Here is an 18,215-nt window from a genome sequence, read left to right on the forward strand (position 1 = left end):
ATTTTGCCATAGTCCGCCCCGAGTTTTTGGGTTCGAGGAGAGGCGCCGTTATGGGCAGCTTTAGTATCTGGCATCTTCTGATCGTGCTGGCCGTCGTGCTGGTGCTGTTCGGCGGGCGCGGCAAGATTTCCAACATCATGGGCGACTTCGCGCAGGGCATTAACGCCTTCAAGAAGGGCCTGAAGAACGACAAGGACGACGTGCCTCCGACGGCTTCCAGCGACCGGAAGCCGACCGAGACGATCGAACGGGGCTGACCCTGATCCTTGCTCCGGGGGCAACCGCCGGAGCCGTCTGATTAGGGGACGTGAGCGCGTATGTTCGACCTCAGCTGGGGCGAAATGGGGATCATCGCCGTCGTGGCGCTGGTCGTGCTTGGGCCGAAGGAATTGCCCAATGCACTCCGGACCATGAGCATGCTGATGAAGAACGCCCGCAAGCTCGCGGGCGAGTTCCAGAGCGGCGTCAACGAGATCATCCGCGAGGCGGATCTTGAGGAGGCGCGCAAGAAGCTCCAGGAAGTCCAATCGCTCAACAAGAACCAGATCAAGAACGCGATCGAGAAGGCGGTCGACCCGACCGGCGAGGTGAAGACCGCGCTCAGCGAGGTCGATCCGACCGGTCCGGCCCGTACCGAGATCACCCCGGCGGCGACGCCGGCGATCGAGTCCGGCGAGGATGACGCGGTGGAGATCGCCGCGGCGCAGCCGGTGACACCGCCGGCCGCCGATCCGAAGCCGTCCGAACCCGCGAGCTCCGATCCCGATGTGACGCCGGCGCCCGAAGCCCAGGTCCCCAATACGTTGAGCAAAGAGAAGGCCTGAAGGTGTCCGGCGCCGAAGACGATGTGAAGATGCCGTTGATGGAGCACCTGACGGAGCTCCGCACCCGGCTGCTCTATTCCGTGGTCGGCTTCGTGATCGCCTTCGTGGTCTGCTTCTATTTCTGGAAGCCGGTGCTCGACATCATCACCGCGCCGCTCGAGCGCGCCTGCCTCGCCCAGGGCAAGCCTTGTCCGGTCATCTACACCAGCCTGATCGAGCCCTTCTTCACCCAGGTGAAGATCGGCGCCTTTGCCGCGCTCTGCATCACCTTCCCGTTGATCGCGGCGCAGATCTACAAGTTCCTGGCGCCCGGGCTCTACAAGAACGAGCGTATGGCGCTGGTGCCGTTCCTGGTCGCGACCCCGATCATGTTCGCGGTCGGCGCCACCTTTCTCTATTTCATCCTGTTGCCGATGGCGCTGCACTTCTTCGTCGGCTACCAGCAATACGCCAACATCGAGCTGATGCCGAAGATCGGCGAGTACATCGATCTCGTCATGAAGCTGGTCTTCGCCTTCGGCCTCTGCTTCGAGCTGCCGGTGATCCTCACCCTGCTGGCCAAGGTCGGCATCGTCTCGTCGCAGGGCCTGCGCGACAAGCGGCGCTACGCGATCATCATCGTGACGGTGGTGGCGGCGATCTTCACCCCGCCCGACGCGATCAGCATGATCTCGCTCGCGGTGCCGATGATCGGCCTCTACGAGATCTCGATCTGGCTGGCCAAGGGCGTCGAAAAGAAACGCGCCGAGGAGGAGGCCGCCGCCGCGGCCGAGGGCGGCACCGAGGTCACGCCGGCGTCGTAAGCTACCAGCTCTTCAGCGCCCTGAGAGTCGGCGTCTTCTTGAAGACATGGCTGTCCATGCGCTGCAGCAGGCCGTCGAGCAGTTCGACGGCGGTGCCGATGGCCGCACCCTTGTTCAGCATCACGCATTCGGCGCGGGATGCCATGGCGGCATCGGTCATCTCGCCGCGCGACGGGATGCCGGTCTTCACCAGGTCTTCCAGCACCTGGGTGGCCCAGATCGCAGGCACGGCGGCAGCTTCGCAGATCCAGAGAATCTCTTCCTGCATCTCCGCCAGGCGCTCGAAGCCAATCTCGGCGGCGAGGTCGCCGCGCGCGATCATCACGCCGAAGGGCCGATGCGAACCCTCTTGGATTCCATGGGCGCGGGCGATCAGGTCGGGCAGGTTCTTCACCGCTTCCGGGCGCTCGATCTTCGCCACCAGGCCCAACGGAAAATCGGCCGGGCGATCGGCGCAATGCTCGACCAGGAAGCCTTCGAGCAGGTCGATATCCTCCGGCTGGCTGACGAAGGAATAGCCGATCATGTCGGCGCATTCCGCCACGGTGGCGAGATCGGTGTGGTCCTTGGCGGTCAGCGGCGAGAGCCCCAGCGCGGTGTCCGGCAGGTTGATTCCCTTCTCGGGCTTCAGCTTGACCCCGCTCGCCTTGGCGCGGGTGATGCGGATCACCGCCTCGCCGGCGCCGACGCTCTCGACCACGCCTTCGAGCTTGCCGTCGTCGTAGCGGAAGCGGTCGCCGGCCGAGAGCCGCGTCACCAATTCGGGCAGCGAGACGGCGGCCGCGAAGGGCACCTCCGCGGTGACGCGCGGCGCCCCGCTGGCCACCAGCCGGAGCGCATCCCCGGCGGCGAGTTTCGCCTTCTTGTCCAGCGAAAGCACGGCTTCGGTCCGGATCTTCGGGCCGGCGATGTCCATCAGGATCGCGATCCGCCGGCCGATGGTCTCGCCGGCCTTGCGGATATGCGCCGTCATGGCGCGCCAGGCTTCCGGATCGTCATGGGCGCAGTTGATGCGCGCCACATCCATGCCGCGCTTGGCCAAATCCAGGATGAAGTCGGGATCGCCCGCGGCGGTCGAGGGCAGGGTGACCATGATCCGCTCGCGACGCCCGGCGGGCGGCGAGCCGAACAGCGCATCGGTCGCATCGCGCAATCGGGTCTCGCCGTCGAAGAAGTCCTGTTCTCGCGGCGGGATGATCGGGCAGGGACGCCCGGCCATGGCGGCCAGCGCCACGATCACGGCGTCCAGGGTCGGCAGCACCCGGCTCTCCAGACGGCCCAGCGACGAAATTCCACGCCACATCAACTGCCGCTGCAGGCCGCGGCGGTCATGTCGCCGGAAGGCGAGGTAATGCGCAAGATTGGCCAGCGACGGCTGCGGCGCACCGGCGTCCCGACCGAAGCGCTGCATCCAGGGCTGGGCGCCGGCGATGACTTCGGCCCTGAGCGCCAGGACCTCGTCCAGCAGGGCTGCAGTCGGTTCGGATTTATGGGCGCGGGGCGCGGCTTTTACCGGTGAGTTCATCAGTGAAGCTTAGGCCCGCGGCGGTGACGCGAGGATGACATCGGTCAATCCAAAGCCATGACGGCGTGCGGCCGGGTGCCGCGGGGTCGTTGCTGCATGAGCCGCCCGGCCCTGCTAGACTCGGCGGCCGATTCGGGACGCAGGGAATGCCAGGGCTAAATGTTTGATCTGAAGTGGATTAGGGACAATCCGGCCGCCTTCGACCAGGGCCGCGCGCGGCGCGGCCTGGCGCCGCTTTCGGCACAGGTGCTGGAACTCGACCAGAAGCGCCGGGCGGCGCAGACCCGGTTCCAGGAAGCCCAGGCCAAGCGCAACGACCTATCGCGCCAGATCGGCCAGGTGAAAGCCAAGGGTGGCGATGCCTCCGCCGTGATGGCCGAGGTGGCGGCGCTGAAGGACGGGATCGCGGCCGCCGAGGCCGAGGACCAGGCGCTGGGCGCCGAACTCGATGCGCTGCTGGCGGCGCAGCCCAACCTGCCGGCCGAAGACGTGCCGGACGGCGCGGACGAGAGCTTCAACCGGGTCGAACGCACCGTCGGCCATGTGAAGAACTTCGCCTTCAAGCCGAAGCAGCATTTCGAGCTGGGCGAAGCATTGAGCCTGATGGATTTCGAGGGCGCCGCCAAGCTCTCCGGCGCGCGTTTCGTCGTGCTCAAGGGCGCCCTGGCGCGGCTCGAGCGCGCGCTGGCACTGTTCATGCTCGACACCCATACCGAAGAGTCCGGCTACACCGAGGTAGCGCCGCCCTTCCTGGTGCGCGACGCCGCGCTCTACGGCACCGGACAGCTGCCGAAATTCGAGGAGGACCTGTTCAAGACCACGCAGGGCCTCTATCTGATCCCGACCTCGGAAGTGCCGCTGACCAACCTCGCCGCCGACGAGATCATCGACGAGGACAAGCTGCCCTGGCGCTTCACCGCGCTCACCCCCTGTTTCCGCTCGGAGGCGGGTGCCGCCGGCAAGGACACCCGCGGCATGATCCGCCAGCACCAGTTCATGAAGGTGGAGCTGGTCTCGATCGCCCATCCGGATCATTCCGAGGCCGAGCACCAGCGCATGACGGCCTCCGCCGAGAAGGTGCTGCAGAAACTGGGGCTGCCTTACCGGGTTATCTGCTTGAGCACCGGCGACATGGGCTTCGCCGCGCAGAAGACCTACGACATCGAGGTCTGGCTGCCGGGGCAGGGCGCCTATCGCGAGATCTCGAGTTGCTCCAATTGCGGCGAGTTCCAGGCGCGGCGGATGAAGGCGCGCTGCCGCAAGCCAGGTGAGAAAGGGACGCGCTTCGTCCACACCCTGAACGGTTCGGGCGTGGCGGTGGGCCGCGCGCTGATCGCCATCATGGAAAACTACCAGCAGGAGGACGGGTCGATCCTCATTCCCGAAGCCCTGCGCCCCTATATGCATGGTCGGGAGAAGATCGCCCGTGAGTAAGTCCCCCGTGAAAAGGCCAATGGCGCTGCGCAACAAGAGATCCGCGAAGCCGATGTCGGCCCCGACCGGCGCCAAGGTCAAGTCGCCGCCGGCGGACCTGCGCAGCGCCCGCATCCTGGTCACCAATGACGACGGCATCCACGCGCCCGGTCTCAAGGTGCTGGAAAAGATCGCGCGCTCCTTGAGCGACGACGTCTGGGTGGTGACGCCCGAGAGCGAGCATAGCGGCGCCAGCCACGCGCTGACCCTACGCCGGCCGCTGCAGATCCATAAGCTCGGGCCTCGGCGCTACGCCACCTCGGGCACGCCGACCGACTGCGTGCTGCTGGCGGTCAACCATCTGGTCACCGGCAAGCGGCCGGACTTGGTGCTCTCCGGCGTCAACCGCGGCGCCAATCTCGGCGAGGACGTGCTCTATTCCGGCACCGTGGCCGCGGCGATGGAAGCCTCGATGCTGGGCATCCCGGCCATCGCCATGAGCCAGGTGCGGATGGGCGAGACGCTGCACTGGAAGACCGCGGAGAAATTCGGCGCGGAGATCGTGCGCAAGCTGGTGGCGCTGGAATGGCCGGACGATCTCCTCATGAACGTTAACTTCCCGCCGATCCCGCCGGAGCAGGTGACCGGGATCGCGGTCGGCGCGCAAGGGCGGCGCAAGTCCGAGGTTCAGGTGGTGAAGAGCAAGGATCCCTTCGCCCGGGACGTGCTCTGGGTCGGCGACTTCACCAGCGACGAGCCCGAAGACCCGCACAGCGATCTGGCGGTGATCGCGCGCGGCGGCATCGCCATCACGCCGCTGCATTTCGACCTGACCCAGGGCGCCATGCTGAAGCGGATGGCCGGGTTGTTTCCCGGCGCACGTGCCGCGGCGCAGTCGCGTCCGGCCACCAAATCGCGCCGCCGCAAGAAGGGCAAAGCCCAGTGAGGACGTTCCCGTGAGCCTCGCCGCGCGCAAGATCCGGTTGATCATGGGCCTGCGCCGGGCCGGCGTCACCGACAGCGCCGTGCTGAACGCGCTGGAGCGGATTCCGCGCGAGGCCTTCGTTCTGCCGCATTTCCATGATCAGGCTTATGAAGACCAGGCCTTGCCGATCGCCCAGGGCCAGACCATCAGCCAGCCGCAGATCGTCGCGATGATGACCGAGGCCTTGCGTGTGACCAAATCCCACAAGGTGCTGGAGATCGGCACCGGCTCAGGCTACCAGACCGCGGTGCTCTCCAAGCTCGCGCGCAGGGTCTACACGATCGAGCGCTGGAAGACGCTGCTCGACGAGGCCGAGGGTCGGTTCAAGCATTTGCGCATCCACAACGTCACCTCGAAATGCGCCGACGGCTCCAAGGGCTGGAAAGAGCAGGCGCCGTTCGATCGCATCATCGTGACCGCCGCCGCCGCGGAGATGCCGCTGACTCTGGTCGAGCAGCTTGCGGTCGACGGCATCATGGTGCTGCCCTTGGGCGCCGAGCGCGGCGAGCAGGCGCTGGAACGCGTGACCAAGCTCGCCGACGGCTCGCTGAAGCGCGAGACCCTGGCGGATGTGCGCTTCGTCCCGCTGGTCTCCGGCGCGCTGCCGGAAGAGGAGCGCCGCAGTCTCTTGCGCGAGGTCGGGCATGGCTGACCGTGCTGGATCTCGCTTCTCCTTCTCGCCCCTCCTGATCTCCGCCATCTGCCTGGCGCTCACGGCCTGCAATGCCAGCGGCCGGCCGAAGAACGCACCGAAGGTCGCCGAGCCCGCCGTGGCGGCGCGGCCCGCGGTCGATCCGGCGAGCTTCGGCAAGACGGTCGGCAGCGAATATGTGGTGGCGCCGGGCGATACCCTCGCGGTGGTCGCCGCGCGCACCAACACGCCGATCCGCAGCCTGATCGACATGAACGGCTTGCAGCCGCCCTATGGCCTCGCGCCCGGCATGCGCCTCGCGCTGCAGCAGCGCTCGCAATACGTGGTGCAGGCGGAGGACACGCTGCCTGATCTCGCCGCCCGCTATGGGGTGAGCCAGAGCGATCTTGTCTCGATCAACAACCTGACCCCGCCTTACACGCTCAAACCCGGCCAGACCCTGAACATCCCGAGCCAGAGCGAGTCATCCAACCTGCCGGCGATGACCGCTGCCGCCGTGCCGCCGCCCTCGCCGTCGGGCGCGGTCAGTTCTGCGCCGTTGCCGGCGCCGGGCGCCCCGGTGTCCACGGCTACGCCCCCGAAATCCACGGGCGGCAGCGTGAGCGCGACGCCGCTGCCGGCACCGACGGTGATCACTCCAACCGCACCGACGGCAACGCCGCCCAAGCCGGTGTCACCGACGCCGGTGCCGAGCACAGCGAAGGCGACGCCGCTGCCCCCGACACCGACCGCGCCGGTGGAGAGCGTCGAGACGCCGGCGGCGCCGGCGAAGACCCAGACCGCCACCGCACCCGGCACCAAGTCGAAGACGCCGGAGCAGATCGAGGCCGAGACCGAGGCCGCCGTCGAGGCCGCCGAGGCGGCGAAATCGGCTGGGCCGGCGGCGGGCACCGGCAAGGGCCCCTTCGTCTGGCCGGTCCAGGGCAAGGTGATCGGCGCCTTCGGCTCGAGCAAGGACGGGATGAAGAACGACGGCATCAACATCGCCGCGCCCAACGGCGCGCCGGTCGTGGCCGCGGCCGACGGCACCATCGCCTATGCCGGCAACGAGCTGCGCGGCTTCGGCAACATGATCCTGATTCGGCATGACGGCGGCTACGTCACCGCCTATGCGCACAACGCGTCATTGCTGGTGAAGAAGGGCGACAAGGTGAAGCGGGGCCAGACCATCGCCCGCGTCGGTCAGACCGGCGCCGTCTTCGGCCCGCAGCTCCACTTCGAAATCCGCAAAGGCACCCAGCCGGTCGACCCGATGAGCTTTCTCGGCGGGTGAATCTGGATTCGCCTCAGGCAGCAACGACTGCGGCGAGCGCCTTCAACTCGACAAGCTTCGCCGGCTTCGCCGGCTTTACGATGTCATCGTTGATCTCGACGACCAGTGCCTTCAAGAGTTGGGTCCGGTTCAGTTTGGTCTCCGCAGCCAGGCGATCGAACGCCGACGAGAAAGCCGGCGTGACCTTCATCGACAGGCGACGCTTTGCGGATTTGGAGCCACCGGTCAGTGCGAGATCGGCTTTGTCCAGCCGGCTGCCGATCATGCGCAGCCGCTTCGCCTTGCCCGTGCCAGCAACGGCGTAATACATCAGGAGGCGTTTCCGCAGTTCGGTAGTGGCGGCCGGATTCAAGCGGTAGCAGGCGAGATCAAGCGCATCGAGATAGGCAGCCGGCAGGTTCGCCTCAATCGCCTCGGTGGCAACTTCGCGTGCAGCCCGAATTGCCGGCGTGGACTGCGGCGGGATCGCAACCACATCACCGCAGACGTCGCAAACACCGACAAGAATGTCCTTCGCGCTGCCATGCCCGTCGCTGAATGGGACATCGCGGCGCCGATAGGTGATGCCCACAGCGCCGTCGCGGCCGCAAATCGCCTGTTCTTGATGCCCTTCGATAATCAGTTTCATTTTCGCCGACTGCCTTACTGGTGCACGCTGATGAAGACGGTCTCCGGGTCGACGAAGTAGAACTTCACATACCAGTTCAGACAGACGACCGTGTGGACCGTGACCGTCGGCACGGCATGGTGCGGGCTCATGCTATGATCCTTGCCCGTGCTCTTCTTGATGATCTCGGCGACCTGCTCAGGCGAGATATCGCCCATCAGGAGCTGATTCTTGACCTCGATCTCGTTCCGCGCTTCGTGCCGATACGAGCCATCGGCGAGCGCAGCGAGGACCCTCCGCTTGGCATCCTTGTAACTGATGGCTCAGCGTCCTTATATACGATGATCTTCGTATAAGTCAAGCCCGCGGATGACCGGCTGAATCAGTCCTTGTTCTCGATCCTGAGCGTGGAGGCATTGCCGTCCGCCGCGCAGGGGAGGTCGGGGTTCCAGTCGGCCAAGGTCGCGCCCTGCATGCAGGTGCCGGAGCTGTCGGCTTCCTCTGCCACTGCGACCGGCTCAGGCGCAGATTTCGGCGGCTCGGAGCCGATCACGGTCTTGGCGACGATCTGCGGCTTTGCCGTGTTCGGTTCCACCCCAGATTTCGGCGGCTCAGCCCCGATGACGGTCTTGGCGACGATCTTCAGCTTCTCGAACTTGGGCTCTGCGGCCTTCGGCGCCACGATCTTTGGCGCCGCGACTTCCGGCTCCGGCGCTGTCGCGGCCGACGCGACCACGGTCGGCGCGGGCTCCAAAGACTTTGGCGGCTCGGCGCCGATGATGATCTTCGGCTTCACCACGATCTTCATCTGCTTGGTCGGCGTGCAAGGCAGGAAGGGGTTCCAGTCGGCGAGGTTTGCCGACTGCATGCAGGCCATGTCGGAGCCGTCCTCAAAACTCGCGGCGGCGGAGGCCGATGCGGCGGCAGGCTCGGCTTCAACCGGCGCCGCCGCGGCAACCAGGATCGGCTGCGACTGGGTGGCGTAGGCTTCCGGTGTCGCCTCCGCGACCTGAACGTCCTCGGTCGCTTGCGGGGCCGCGCCCGGCGAGGTGACCAGTGCTGCAACCTGCGTCGCGTCCGCGACGTAGCCCGGCGGCGGGGCCGGGGTCACCAGGTTGTAGATCTGCACGCTGTCGGCGTTGACCCCGGCCAGCACCTTGTACTTGCGCAAGCCCGAGAGGTCGGCCAGATCACCGCGGCGGTTGTCGAGGATGAAATATTCGCCCTCGGCGCGGACCCGCAGCACGACATGGCCGCCCTTGAAGCTGTCGGCGAAGCCGGGCAGCTGGGCGACGATCAACTGCAGATCGCGCTCCTTGAAGCCGAGCCGCTTCAGGGTGAAATACTCGGCCAGCGCGTGGTCGCCGCAATCGCCCTCGCGATCGCTGAGGAATTCGAGCCGCGTCTTCCAGCAATCGACGCCGCAATCCGGCGCGTGCTCTTTCCATTTCACCTTGTTGAAATAGGCATAGACCGCCTCGACCTGCTCGGCCGGCGACAGGCCCTGGAGCTTTTCCTCCAGCAGCAGGGCTTCCTTGGCGGCGCAGGCCAGGCGCGGCTCGCCGGCCTTGCAGTCGTCCGGGTTGGCGCGCGCCATCAATTGCGCTTCGCGCTGTTGCACCGAGCGCCAGCGCATGAGAGCGGGTGCCTTCTGGAACGGATAATCGTCGATCGCATAGACCGGGAACTGGCTGGTCGGCACGGCTGCAGCCGGCGTAGCGACGGCGAAGAGCACGCCGAGAACAAAGCCGAGCAAAGCCCCGATGCGGTCGTATCTGATTGAATTCGCCATAATCTCCCCGGGCCCAGTCCCCGGCCGGAGTATAGGCGGAGCGAAGCGCGCCGCAAGGCCGCGCGCCGACATTCCTGTGGAGAAACTCGCCTTATGGTATGGGCGCCGGCCTAGGCGCCGCTGAAGCGAATGGAGATTTCTCCGAAAACCTTCCCATCCATCCGGATATGGAGTTGGCGATTGCCGGTATTCACATGCAGGAACGGGAGATAGGGCGAGAGCGATTCCAGGCAAGGTCGCCAGGTGAAGCTCGGAAAGACCGCGGTCATGTCCGGCCAGAGCGGCACCGGCTCGCGGCTATCGTCGAGCAAGACCGAGCCGCGTGCCAGCATCGCGTCGAGCTGCGCCTGCGCTTGGGCGGGCGAGGCAGGATGATCGGCATCGACCGGCGCGGATTCGCGATAGCTGCCGTCGTAAGCGTCGAGGGTCAGCAGCAAAGTCGCGCGGCCGTCGCGCAGCATCGGCACGATGTAATGATGGTCCGCCGGGAAGTTGAGTCGCGTGACCAGCATCGGCTCGCCCGGCACCGTGTTCCGCGCGGCCGCCTGCCAGCGCGGATGGCGCGCAAAGCGCTCGCTGCGAACGGCGGCGCTCGCCATGGCCGGCATCGCGGCGGCGTCCAGCAACGCGCGCCGGACGAACGGCGTATCTGCCTCGGCGCGCAGCTCCGGCGTCGCGGCCGCGGCCGCGCCGGCGCAGACCACCACGCGCCTGGTGCGCCAGATCCCGTGCAGCACGCCGGTCTGGTATTGCACAATCCAGCTCCGCACGTCGATGTGATGGTCGAGCGGTCCATAGGGATTGCGCAGATAGAATCCCCGCAGGCCCCAGGCCGCGTCATCGATCGAGGCCGGCGCCGTCTCGGCCTCGAAGCCGGTGACCATGCCCCAATGCCGGCATTTCCAGATCAGCACCGCAGGCGCGATGTGATCCTTGAGGATCGACCAGGCGCAGCGCCGCATCGCCTGCTCGGCCGTGATGTCGGGGTGGAAGGCGAATGTCTTGCCGCTATGAACGCTGAGCAGCTTCGCCAGCGCGTCCGGCGCCATCTTCCAGCCGGGCTCCTCGGAGCCGAGCTTGTGCGCCTCCAGTGCGAGCGCAGCCTGGTCGAGGCCGGCATCGCCGAGCAGCATCTGCGCGCAGGCGCCGCCGCCGAGATCCGGCTTGGCTTGCGCGAAGGCGGGGAGGTCGAGCGTGCAGAGCTCGGCCAAGCCTTCAGCCTTCGATGGTCTTGCCGAGCCGGCCGGCGAGGTCCTGGATGAACTGCCAGGCGACCCGGCCGGAGCGGGCGCCGCGGGTCATCTGCCACTCGATCGCCTGGGCACGCAGCGCCTCGGTCTCGATCGGCAACTGGAAGGTCTTGGCATAGCCTTCGATGATCGCGAAGAAGGTGTCCTGGTCGCAGTTGTGGAAGCCGATCCAGAGGCCGAAGCGATCGGACAGCGAGACCTTCTCCTCGACCGCTTCCGAGGGGTTGATCGCGGTCGAGCGCTCGTTCTCGATCATCTCGCGCGCCATCAGGTGGCGGCGGTTCGAAGTCGCGTAGAAGATCACGTTCGATGGCCGGCCCTCGATGCCGCCTTCCAGCACTGCCTTCAAGGACTTGTAGCTGGTATCGGCGGTGTCGAAGGAAAGATCGTCGCAGAAGATGATGCAGTGGTGTTTCGAGCCGCGCAGGATCGAGAGCAGCTTGGGCAAGGTCACCAGATCCTCGCGATGGATCTCGATCAGCTTCAGCTTGGCTTTGCCCTTCTCATTGATCTGCGCGTGCGTGGCCTTCACCAGCGAGCTCTTGCCGGTGCCCCGCGCGCCCCAGAGCAGCGCGTTGTTGGCCGGCAGGCCCTTGGCGAAGCGCTCGGTATTCTCGATCAGCATCTCCTTGGCGCGGTCGATGCCCTGCAGCAGGTTGATATGGACCCGCGAGACGGTCGCGACCGGCTCGAGCCAGCCCTCGGCCTGCCAGACGAAGGCGTCGGAAGCGTCGAGATCGTTGCCGCGCGCGGCCTGCGGCGCCAGCCGCTGCAGGCTCGCGGCGATCGATTGCAGGACAGGAAGCAGATCTTTTTCGGTCATGCGTGATGGTCCCCCCGGATGCGGGGTCAGTATGCCGACCGCCGCATTCAATTCAAGCGGCCCGCTTCACTCCGCGGCGATCGGCGAGATGGTCGCGGCCTGCGCCTTGGGGTCGATGGCAAGGCGTTGCCGATGGTACTTGGCGATGGCCGGCCGATGGGCGATCGACAGGACGGCGGCGTCCGGCAGGCGCGCGGCTAGCAGCTCGTACATCTGCCGCTCATTGTCGGCGTCGAGCGCCGCCGTGGCCTCGTCGAGATAGAGCCAGTCCGGCTTGATCAGCAGGGCGCGCGCGATCGCCAGGCGCTGCTGCTCGCCGATCGAAAGCGCCATCGACCAGTTCTCGCGGTCCTCGAGGCGGTCCTTCAGTTTCGGCAGGTTGACGGCCTCGAGCACTTCCACGAGCGCCGCATCGGAGAAGTCCTTGGATGAGGCGGGATAGGCGAGGGCGTCCCGCAACGTGCCGATGGGCAGATAAGGACGCTGCGGCAGGAACAGGGCGCGCCCGCCTTCCGGGCGCTGCACGCTCCCCTTGCCGAACGGCCAGAGTCCCGCCAGCGCGCGGAACAGGGTGGTCTTGCCGGCGCCGGAAGGACCCGTCACCAGCACTTTGTCGCCCCGCGCGATCCTGGCGTTCAGGCCGCCGACCAGGGTGCGGCCGTCCGGCAGGCCGAGGGTGAGGTTCTCGGCGACGAGTTCCGGCGAACCGACATCGGAAGTCGCGATGCCGGATTTCACGTGCTTGGCATGCTCGATCGCATCGACGAAGCCGGTGAGGCGGTCGACCGTCGCCTTCCAGGAAGCGAGATTGGCGAACGACGTCACGAACCAGGAGAGTGCGTCTTGGACCTGGCCGAAGGCGGAGGAGATCTGCATCACGTCGCCGAGCTGGATCTGGCCGGAGAAATAGCGCGAGGCGGAGAACAGGAAGGGGAATACCACGGCGGCCTGGCTGTAAAAGGCGGTGAACCAGGTGAGGTTCTTTCGCTGCTTCATGTAGCGCCACCAAGTCGCCCAGATCGAACCGAAGCTGTGCTTCAGGATCTCCCGTTCCTTGTCTTCGCCGCCGTAGAAGGCGACGCTTTCGGCATTCTCGCGCAGGCGGGTCATGCTGAAGCGGAACGACGCGTTGTAGCGCTGCAGCGAGAAGTTGGTCTTCACCAGCGGCCGGCCGATGAAGAAGGTCAGGAAGGAGCCGACCGCTGCATAGGCGACCGCCGCCCAGACCATGTAGCCGGGAATGACGAAGGCGTGGCCGCCCAGCGTCAGGGTGTAGGAGCCCGAAAGCGTCCAGAGGATGGTCACGAAGGAAACCAGCGTGACCGTGGAGTTGAGCAACCCCAGGCAAAGATCGAGCGTGCTCTCGGTGAACAGCGCGACGTCGGCTTCGATGCGCTGCTCGGGATTATCGGCGCGACGGTTGCCGCGGCCCGCCTCGAGCTGCATATGGTAGTAGGCGCGATGGCTGAGCCAGTCGCCCACCAGTCGGTCGGTCATCCAGCGGCGCCAGCGGATCTGCAGCATCTGCTGGAGATAAAGGTAGTAGACGGCGATCACGATGTAGATGGCCGCTAGGTAGGAAAAGCGCTCGATCTGGTGCCAGAAGGCGGCCTCGTTCTTGTTCTGGAGCGCGTCGTAGAAGTCCTTGTACCAGTAATTGAACAGGACGTTCATATAAACCAGGCCGAGACTCATGGCGACGATCACCGCCAGCAGGCCGCGCGCGATCCATTTCTCCTCGGATCGGAAATAAGGCCAGGTCAGCGCCCAAAGCTTCTTCAGGAATCGCCCGCGATGGGGGATGGCGATGTCGGTCTGGCTCATGATTCGGATCCGCTGCTGTCGATCGCCGCGGATCATAGGCGAGCGCGCAGGGCCGCGTAAGCTCTTGCGGGTAACGCCCCGTATCGTCTGTTACGCTTCGCGCGGGCTCAGATCTGGAAGTCGAGGTGGATGCCGCACTCGGTCTTGTCCAGGCCGGCCCAGCGGCCGGCGCGGGCGTCCTCGCCGGCTTCGACGCGGCGGGTGCAGGGCTGGCAGCCGATCGAGGTGAAGCCCTCGTCGAACAGCGGGTGCTGCGGCAGCTTATAGCGCTTGAAGGCGTCGGCGATCATGTCCGGCGTCCAGTAGGCCAGCGGGTTGACCTTGATCTTGCCCTCGGCCGAGGCCTCGAACAGCGGGATGCTCTTGCGGGTCGAGGCCTGGAAGCGCTTGCGGCCGGTGATCAGCGAATCGAAAGGCGCCATGGCGCGGTCGAGCGGCAGCACCTTGCGGATGCGGCAGCAGGCATCCGGGTCCTTGGACCAGAGATCGCCGTTCGGATCCTGGGCGGCGAGCTCGGCCGCGTCGGGCTTGAGCTCGCGCGCATCGGTGAAGCCGAAGCGGTCGATCAGGATGTCCCGGTACATCAGGGTTTCCATGAAGTGCTTGCCCGTCTCCAGGAACAGCACCGGCACGGCTTTATCGACCTGGGCGAGGTAATGCAGCACCACCGCGGCCTCGGTCCCGAAGGAGGAGAGCAGGGCGATCCGGCCCGGGAACAGCTTATGCACCGCGTCTTCCAGCAGCGCCTCGATCGGCAGGCCCTGGTAGGCGGCATCGAGCTGGCGGGCGGTTTCCTTCAAATCCACCGGCGAGTGCGCCGGCGGGGCGGGTTGAAGGTCTTGCAAGGCGGCGGCGAAGGTCATGATTTCACGAGAAAAATCGTTGCTGGAAGGCGAGGGGTGCTTCAGCAGCTTCTACATATTACGCGCGCGAAATGTAGTTTTCCTTCTTCCATGTGAAATAAACTGGCGATTTCCCCTGGAAAGTCAATGTGGCCGCTCGGCCACAAGCTATGTTTCCTTATTTCACACAGCCAGTTGCCGATCGTGACGCTGCGGCCAGGGCCGAAGCATTGCACCACCAGCCGCAGCTAGGGTCGGGCCTCCCTTGAGGAGGAGCCGAGATGATCACCTGTTTCATTCGCTATGAGATCGACCCGTTCAAGACCGCGGCCTTCGAGCACTATGCGCGCAACTGGGGCCAGGCGATCCCGCGCTGCGGCGCCGACCTGATCGGCTATTTCGCGCCGCATGAGGGCTCGGCCACCACCGCCTATGCCGCCTACAACATCGCGGACCTTGCGGCCTACGAGCGCTACCGCGCCCGGCTCAAGGAGGATCCGCTCGGCAAGGAGAACTACGCCTTCGCCAGGCAGGAACAATTCATCCGCCGCGAGGACCGTCTCTTCCTGCGCCTGGTCTCGGCGCCGCATGCCGCCTGGGTGAAGCCGGAATGAGATGGGCAATGAGCTCGGCGGGAGCATCCTGCCAGCGCCGTCGCGGCCCGTCCTTGCGGCAAATCAAACTTATATCGTGAAGCGATTGAATAGCTGCGCTATTTGTCTGATAAACTTGTAAAAGCGTTGCGACATCAGGGCGCTAAGGAGTGACCCTAACTATCACGGCCACGCATCATCCACATATGCTGAGAGCAGAACTTCACCCGACAGGAGAGTCGATCATGACTCCGCTCTCAACCCGCCGTTTCGCCCGCAGCGTCAGCGTGGCCGCCTTGAGTCTCGGGCTCGGCCTGATCGCCCTGGCACCGGCCGCCTTCGCCGAGGATGCAGCCGAGACGCCGGCCGCCGTCGATATCTCGCGCGACCCGACCGATCTGCCGCCGCCGATCGGCCAGCGCGCGCCGCAGCATCTGAAAATCGATCTCGAGGCCAAGGAGCTGCTGGGCCGGCTCGACAACGGCACCACCTATCAGTACTGGACCTTCGACGGCAAGGTGCCGGGACCGTTTCTGCGGGTGCGGGTCGGCGACACCGTCGAGGTCCATCTGAAGAATGCCGAGGACAGCGGGATGATGCACAACATCGACCTCCACGCCGTGTCCGGCCCGGGCGGCGGCGCGGTGGCGACCGATGTGGCGCCGGGCGAGACCAAGGGCTTCCTGTTCAAGGCGCAGATTCCCGGCCTCTACGTCTATCACTGCGCGATGATGCCCCATGCGCAGCACATCTCGAACGGCATGTACGGGCTGATCCTGGTCGAGCCGGACGGCGGTCTGCCCAAGGTCGATCACGAATTCTATGTGATGCAGGGCGAGATCTACACCGACCAGAAGATCGGCACCCAGGGCGAGGCCACGCCGAACTGGGACAAGCTGCTGGACGAGAAGCCGGAATACTTCGTCTTCAACGGCGCGGTCGGCGCGCTCACCGAGGACAAGCCGATGCAGGCCAAGGTCGGCGACACCGTGCGCATCTATTTCGGCGATGGCGGCCCGAACGCGACCTCGTCGCTGCACATGATCGGCGCCGTGTTCACCAAGGTCTATCAGCTGGGCTCGCTGACCGCGGCGCCGCTGACCGATGTCCAGACCATCACCGTGCCGCCGGGCGGCGCCGCGGCGGTCGAGCTGAAGCTGCAGGTGCCTGGCGACTTCGCCTTGGTCGATCACGCGCTGTCGCGCCTGGAGAAGGGGCTCAAAGCCGTGCTGCATGTGGACGGTCCTGCCAATCCGGAGATCTACCAGGATCTGGCGCCGACCACGGTCGGGTCGGCCGAGTAGCGCGCGAGCGCGGGGCGGAACGGTCATGCCGGCGCGGCCGATCTCCGGGACGGTGCAGGATCCGATCCCGCGCTATCGCGCCTATCGGGGTCCGGCGGTGCTGGCCGCCGGATTCCGCCCGTTCTTTCTGGCCGCCGCGCTCTGGGCGGCGGTTGCGGTGCCGCTCTGGCTCGCCGCCTATGCCGGCGGGCTGGCTTTGGCGAGCGGGCTCGATCCGATCGTCTGGCATGCCCATGAGATGGTCTACGGCTTCGTCGCGGCGGCGGCCGCCGGCTTCATCATGACCATGGTCCCGAACTGGACCGGCCGCATGCCGCTGCAAGGCATGCCTTTGCTGCTGCTGGTGCTGCTTTGGGCCGCCGGCCGGCTCGGCATTCTGCTGGGCGGATGGGTCGGTGCGCCGCTTGCGGCGGCGGCCGATCTCAGCTTCCCCACGCTGTTTCTCGCGGCAGTCGCGCGCGAAGTCATTGCCGGACGCAACTGGCGCAACCTGCCGATCCTCGGCGCCCTGGTCCTTCTGCTGCTCGGCAATGGCCTGGTGCATGGCGCGGCGCTCGGCCTCACCCCCGGCACCGCGGCGCTCGGCAACCGCATCGGCATCGCCACCTTCCTGATGCTGATCGCGCTGGTCGGCGGCCGGCTGGTGCCGAGCTTCACCCGCAACTGGCTCGCCAAGCGGCGGGCCGGCGGTGCGCCGGTCGCCGCCGCGGACCGGCTGGATCAAGCGGCACTCGGCGTCACCGCTCTGGGCTGGGCCCTCTGGGTGCCCGCGCCGGAGGCCGCGGCCACGGGCTGGGCGATGCTGGCGGCCGGTGTGCTGCTGCTGCTCCGGCTCCGGCGCTGGCAGGGCTGGCGCACCGCGTCCGAGCCGCTGCTCCTCATCCTGCATCTCGGCTATGCCTGGCTCGGGATCGGCGTGCTGCTGCTCGGGATCGACCGGGCCTTCGACTTGCTGCCGCCGGCCGCGGCGCTGCATGCGCTGACCGCCGGCGCGGTCGGGACGATGACCCTCGCGGTGATGACCCGGACCACGCTCAGCCAAACCGGGCGGCGCGGCAGCGCGCGGCGCGGGACCTCGCTGCTGATCCTGGCGATCGGCGCGGCCGCGCTGCTGCGTATCCTGGCGCCGCTCGCCGGGGCGGGGATGATGCCGGTGCTCTGGCTCTCGGGACTCTGCTGGAGCGCGGCGTTCCTCGGCTTTGCCGTCGGCTACGGGCCCCTGCTGCTCACTTCAGCGTCTTCAGGTAAGCGATAAGGTCCGCGCGGTCTTCCGGCTTGGCGACCTTGAAATTCATCTTCTGCCCCGGCACGAAAGCCTGCGGGTTGGTGAGCCATTTGTCCAAGCTCGCATCGTCCCAGACGAAGCCGGCGCCCTTGAGGGCTTTCGAATAGCTGAAGTCGGGCAGCGACCCCGCCTTGCGGCCGAAAACGCCGCGATGCATCGGGCCGACCCGGTTGGCGTCCGGCGAATGACAGGCGACGCAGCGGCTCTCGTAGAGCTGCTGGCCGCGCGCGGCATCGCCTTCCGCATTGGCGGGTGCGGCGGTCAGCGCCATCAAGGCAGCCAGCACGACGATGCGTTTCATCGCTTCTCTCTCATCGAAAAAGGTGGCTCCGCCATGCCCGACGGATCGGACGATCCGCCCCTTAGGTTGGGGGACTGTTGGGGAAGGGCACGGCGGAACCGAGTGTTCGGCGCGCGACC

Annotated in this window: 19 protein-coding genes; 10 read left to right on the forward strand and 9 right to left on the reverse strand. The window is 66.4% G+C overall.

Annotation, left to right across the window (positions count from 1 at the left end; genetic code table 11):
* The first annotated feature begins 50 nt into the window (after positions 1–50).
* Genes ACYQ4T_RS20975 through tatC form a run of 3 tightly spaced genes read left to right on the forward strand, consistent with a single transcriptional unit; the run spans position 51 to position 1,627 of the window.
* Positions 51–257, forward strand: a complete 207-nt coding sequence (locus tag ACYQ4T_RS20975; RefSeq protein ID WP_459858430.1) for a twin-arginine translocase TatA/TatE family subunit — start codon at positions 51–53, stop codon at positions 255–257.
* A gap of 60 nt (positions 258–317) precedes the next feature.
* On the forward strand, positions 318–824 hold the full coding sequence (gene tatB, locus ACYQ4T_RS20980; protein ID WP_459858433.1) for a Sec-independent protein translocase protein TatB: 507 nt from the start codon (positions 318–320) through the stop codon (positions 822–824).
* Between the two features lie 2 nt (positions 825–826).
* The gene (tatC, locus tag ACYQ4T_RS20985; RefSeq protein WP_459858435.1) at positions 827–1,627 is read left to right on the forward strand and encodes a twin-arginine translocase subunit TatC; all 801 of its coding nucleotides are present in this window, start codon (positions 827–829) and stop codon (positions 1,625–1,627) included.
* A gap of 1 nt (position 1,628) precedes the next feature.
* Here the strand turns inward: tatC and ACYQ4T_RS20990 are convergent, their stop codons facing one another.
* On the reverse strand, positions 1,629–3,152 hold the full coding sequence (locus ACYQ4T_RS20990) for a pyruvate kinase (protein ID WP_459858437.1): 1,524 nt from the start codon (positions 3,150–3,152) through the stop codon (positions 1,629–1,631).
* A 159-nt stretch (positions 3,153–3,311) separates the two neighbouring features.
* Here ACYQ4T_RS20990 and serS point away from each other — a divergent pair, with 159 nt between their 5' ends.
* From serS to ACYQ4T_RS21010, 4 genes are read left to right on the forward strand one after another with little or no spacing between them, the layout of a single operon-like run.
* Positions 3,312–4,586: a serine--tRNA ligase gene (serS, locus tag ACYQ4T_RS20995; RefSeq protein WP_459858439.1), complete on the forward strand. Its 1,275-nt coding sequence runs from the start codon at positions 3,312–3,314 to the stop codon at positions 4,584–4,586.
* Positions 4,587–4,605: 19 nt separating this feature from the next.
* Complete coding sequence (gene surE, locus ACYQ4T_RS21000; protein WP_459858441.1) at positions 4,606–5,511, forward strand: 5'/3'-nucleotidase SurE; 906 nt, start codon at positions 4,606–4,608, stop codon at positions 5,509–5,511.
* 10 nt (positions 5,512–5,521) lie between these two features.
* A complete protein-coding gene (locus ACYQ4T_RS21005; RefSeq protein ID WP_459858443.1) occupies positions 5,522–6,202 on the forward strand; it encodes a protein-L-isoaspartate(D-aspartate) O-methyltransferase in 681 nt (226 codons plus the stop codon).
* The gene (locus tag ACYQ4T_RS21010) at positions 6,195–7,475 is read left to right on the forward strand and encodes a peptidoglycan DD-metalloendopeptidase family protein (protein WP_459858445.1); all 1,281 of its coding nucleotides are present in this window, start codon (positions 6,195–6,197) and stop codon (positions 7,473–7,475) included. Before ACYQ4T_RS21005 ends, ACYQ4T_RS21010 begins: the two co-directional genes overlap by 8 nt.
* Before the next feature lie 13 nt (positions 7,476–7,488).
* Here the strand turns inward: ACYQ4T_RS21010 and ACYQ4T_RS21015 are convergent, their stop codons facing one another.
* The 7 genes from ACYQ4T_RS21015 to ACYQ4T_RS21045 form a co-directional block, all read right to left on the reverse strand.
* The gene (locus tag ACYQ4T_RS21015; protein ID WP_459858448.1) at positions 7,489–8,103 is read right to left on the reverse strand and encodes a hypothetical protein; all 615 of its coding nucleotides are present in this window, start codon (positions 8,101–8,103) and stop codon (positions 7,489–7,491) included.
* A 14-nt stretch (positions 8,104–8,117) separates the two neighbouring features.
* Positions 8,118–8,300 carry a hypothetical protein gene (locus ACYQ4T_RS21020; RefSeq protein ID WP_459858451.1) on the reverse strand — a complete coding sequence of 61 codons (183 nt, stop codon included), beginning with the start codon at positions 8,298–8,300 and terminating at the stop codon, positions 8,118–8,120.
* A gap of 164 nt (positions 8,301–8,464) precedes the next feature.
* On the reverse strand, positions 8,465–9,874 hold the full coding sequence (locus ACYQ4T_RS21025; protein ID WP_459858454.1) for a hypothetical protein: 1,410 nt from the start codon (positions 9,872–9,874) through the stop codon (positions 8,465–8,467).
* A gap of 110 nt (positions 9,875–9,984) precedes the next feature.
* Positions 9,985–11,085, reverse strand: coding sequence for a hypothetical protein (locus ACYQ4T_RS21030; protein ID WP_459858456.1), 1,101 nt, complete (start codon positions 11,083–11,085; stop codon positions 9,985–9,987).
* 4 nt (positions 11,086–11,089) lie between these two features.
* A complete protein-coding gene (locus ACYQ4T_RS21035; RefSeq protein ID WP_459858459.1) occupies positions 11,090–11,947 on the reverse strand; it encodes an ATP-binding protein in 858 nt (285 codons plus the stop codon).
* A 66-nt stretch (positions 11,948–12,013) separates the two neighbouring features.
* Positions 12,014–13,771: an ABC transporter ATP-binding protein/permease gene (locus tag ACYQ4T_RS21040; protein WP_459858462.1), complete on the reverse strand. Its 1,758-nt coding sequence runs from the start codon at positions 13,769–13,771 to the stop codon at positions 12,014–12,016.
* 107 nt (positions 13,772–13,878) lie between these two features.
* Entirely contained in the window at positions 13,879–14,634 is a 756-nt protein-coding gene (locus ACYQ4T_RS21045; RefSeq protein ID WP_459858464.1) for a phosphoadenylyl-sulfate reductase, read from the reverse strand.
* A 260-nt stretch (positions 14,635–14,894) separates the two neighbouring features.
* On the opposite strand from ACYQ4T_RS21045, the gene ACYQ4T_RS21050 reads away from it, so the two are divergent.
* The 3 genes from ACYQ4T_RS21050 to ACYQ4T_RS21060 all read left to right on the forward strand — a co-directional run bounded on the left by ACYQ4T_RS21050 (position 14,895) and on the right by ACYQ4T_RS21060 (position 17,765).
* The gene (locus ACYQ4T_RS21050; protein WP_459858467.1) at positions 14,895–15,227 is read left to right on the forward strand and encodes an NIPSNAP family protein; all 333 of its coding nucleotides are present in this window, start codon (positions 14,895–14,897) and stop codon (positions 15,225–15,227) included.
* Positions 15,228–15,451: 224 nt separating this feature from the next.
* A complete protein-coding gene (nirK, locus tag ACYQ4T_RS21055) occupies positions 15,452–16,510 on the forward strand; it encodes a copper-containing nitrite reductase (protein ID WP_459858469.1) in 1,059 nt (352 codons plus the stop codon).
* A 25-nt stretch (positions 16,511–16,535) separates the two neighbouring features.
* A complete protein-coding gene (locus ACYQ4T_RS21060) occupies positions 16,536–17,765 on the forward strand; it encodes an NnrS family protein (protein ID WP_459858472.1) in 1,230 nt (409 codons plus the stop codon).
* On the opposite strand, the gene ACYQ4T_RS21065 is transcribed toward ACYQ4T_RS21060, so the two are convergent.
* Positions 17,737–18,096 (reverse strand): c-type cytochrome, encoded by a 360-nt coding sequence (locus tag ACYQ4T_RS21065; protein ID WP_459858474.1) that lies wholly within the window; start codon positions 18,094–18,096, stop codon positions 17,737–17,739. The genes ACYQ4T_RS21060 and ACYQ4T_RS21065 overlap by 29 nt on opposite strands.
* Positions 18,097–18,215: the final 119 nt, after the last annotated feature.

It is taken from the genome of Dongia sp. agr-C8, assembly GCF_054658695.1.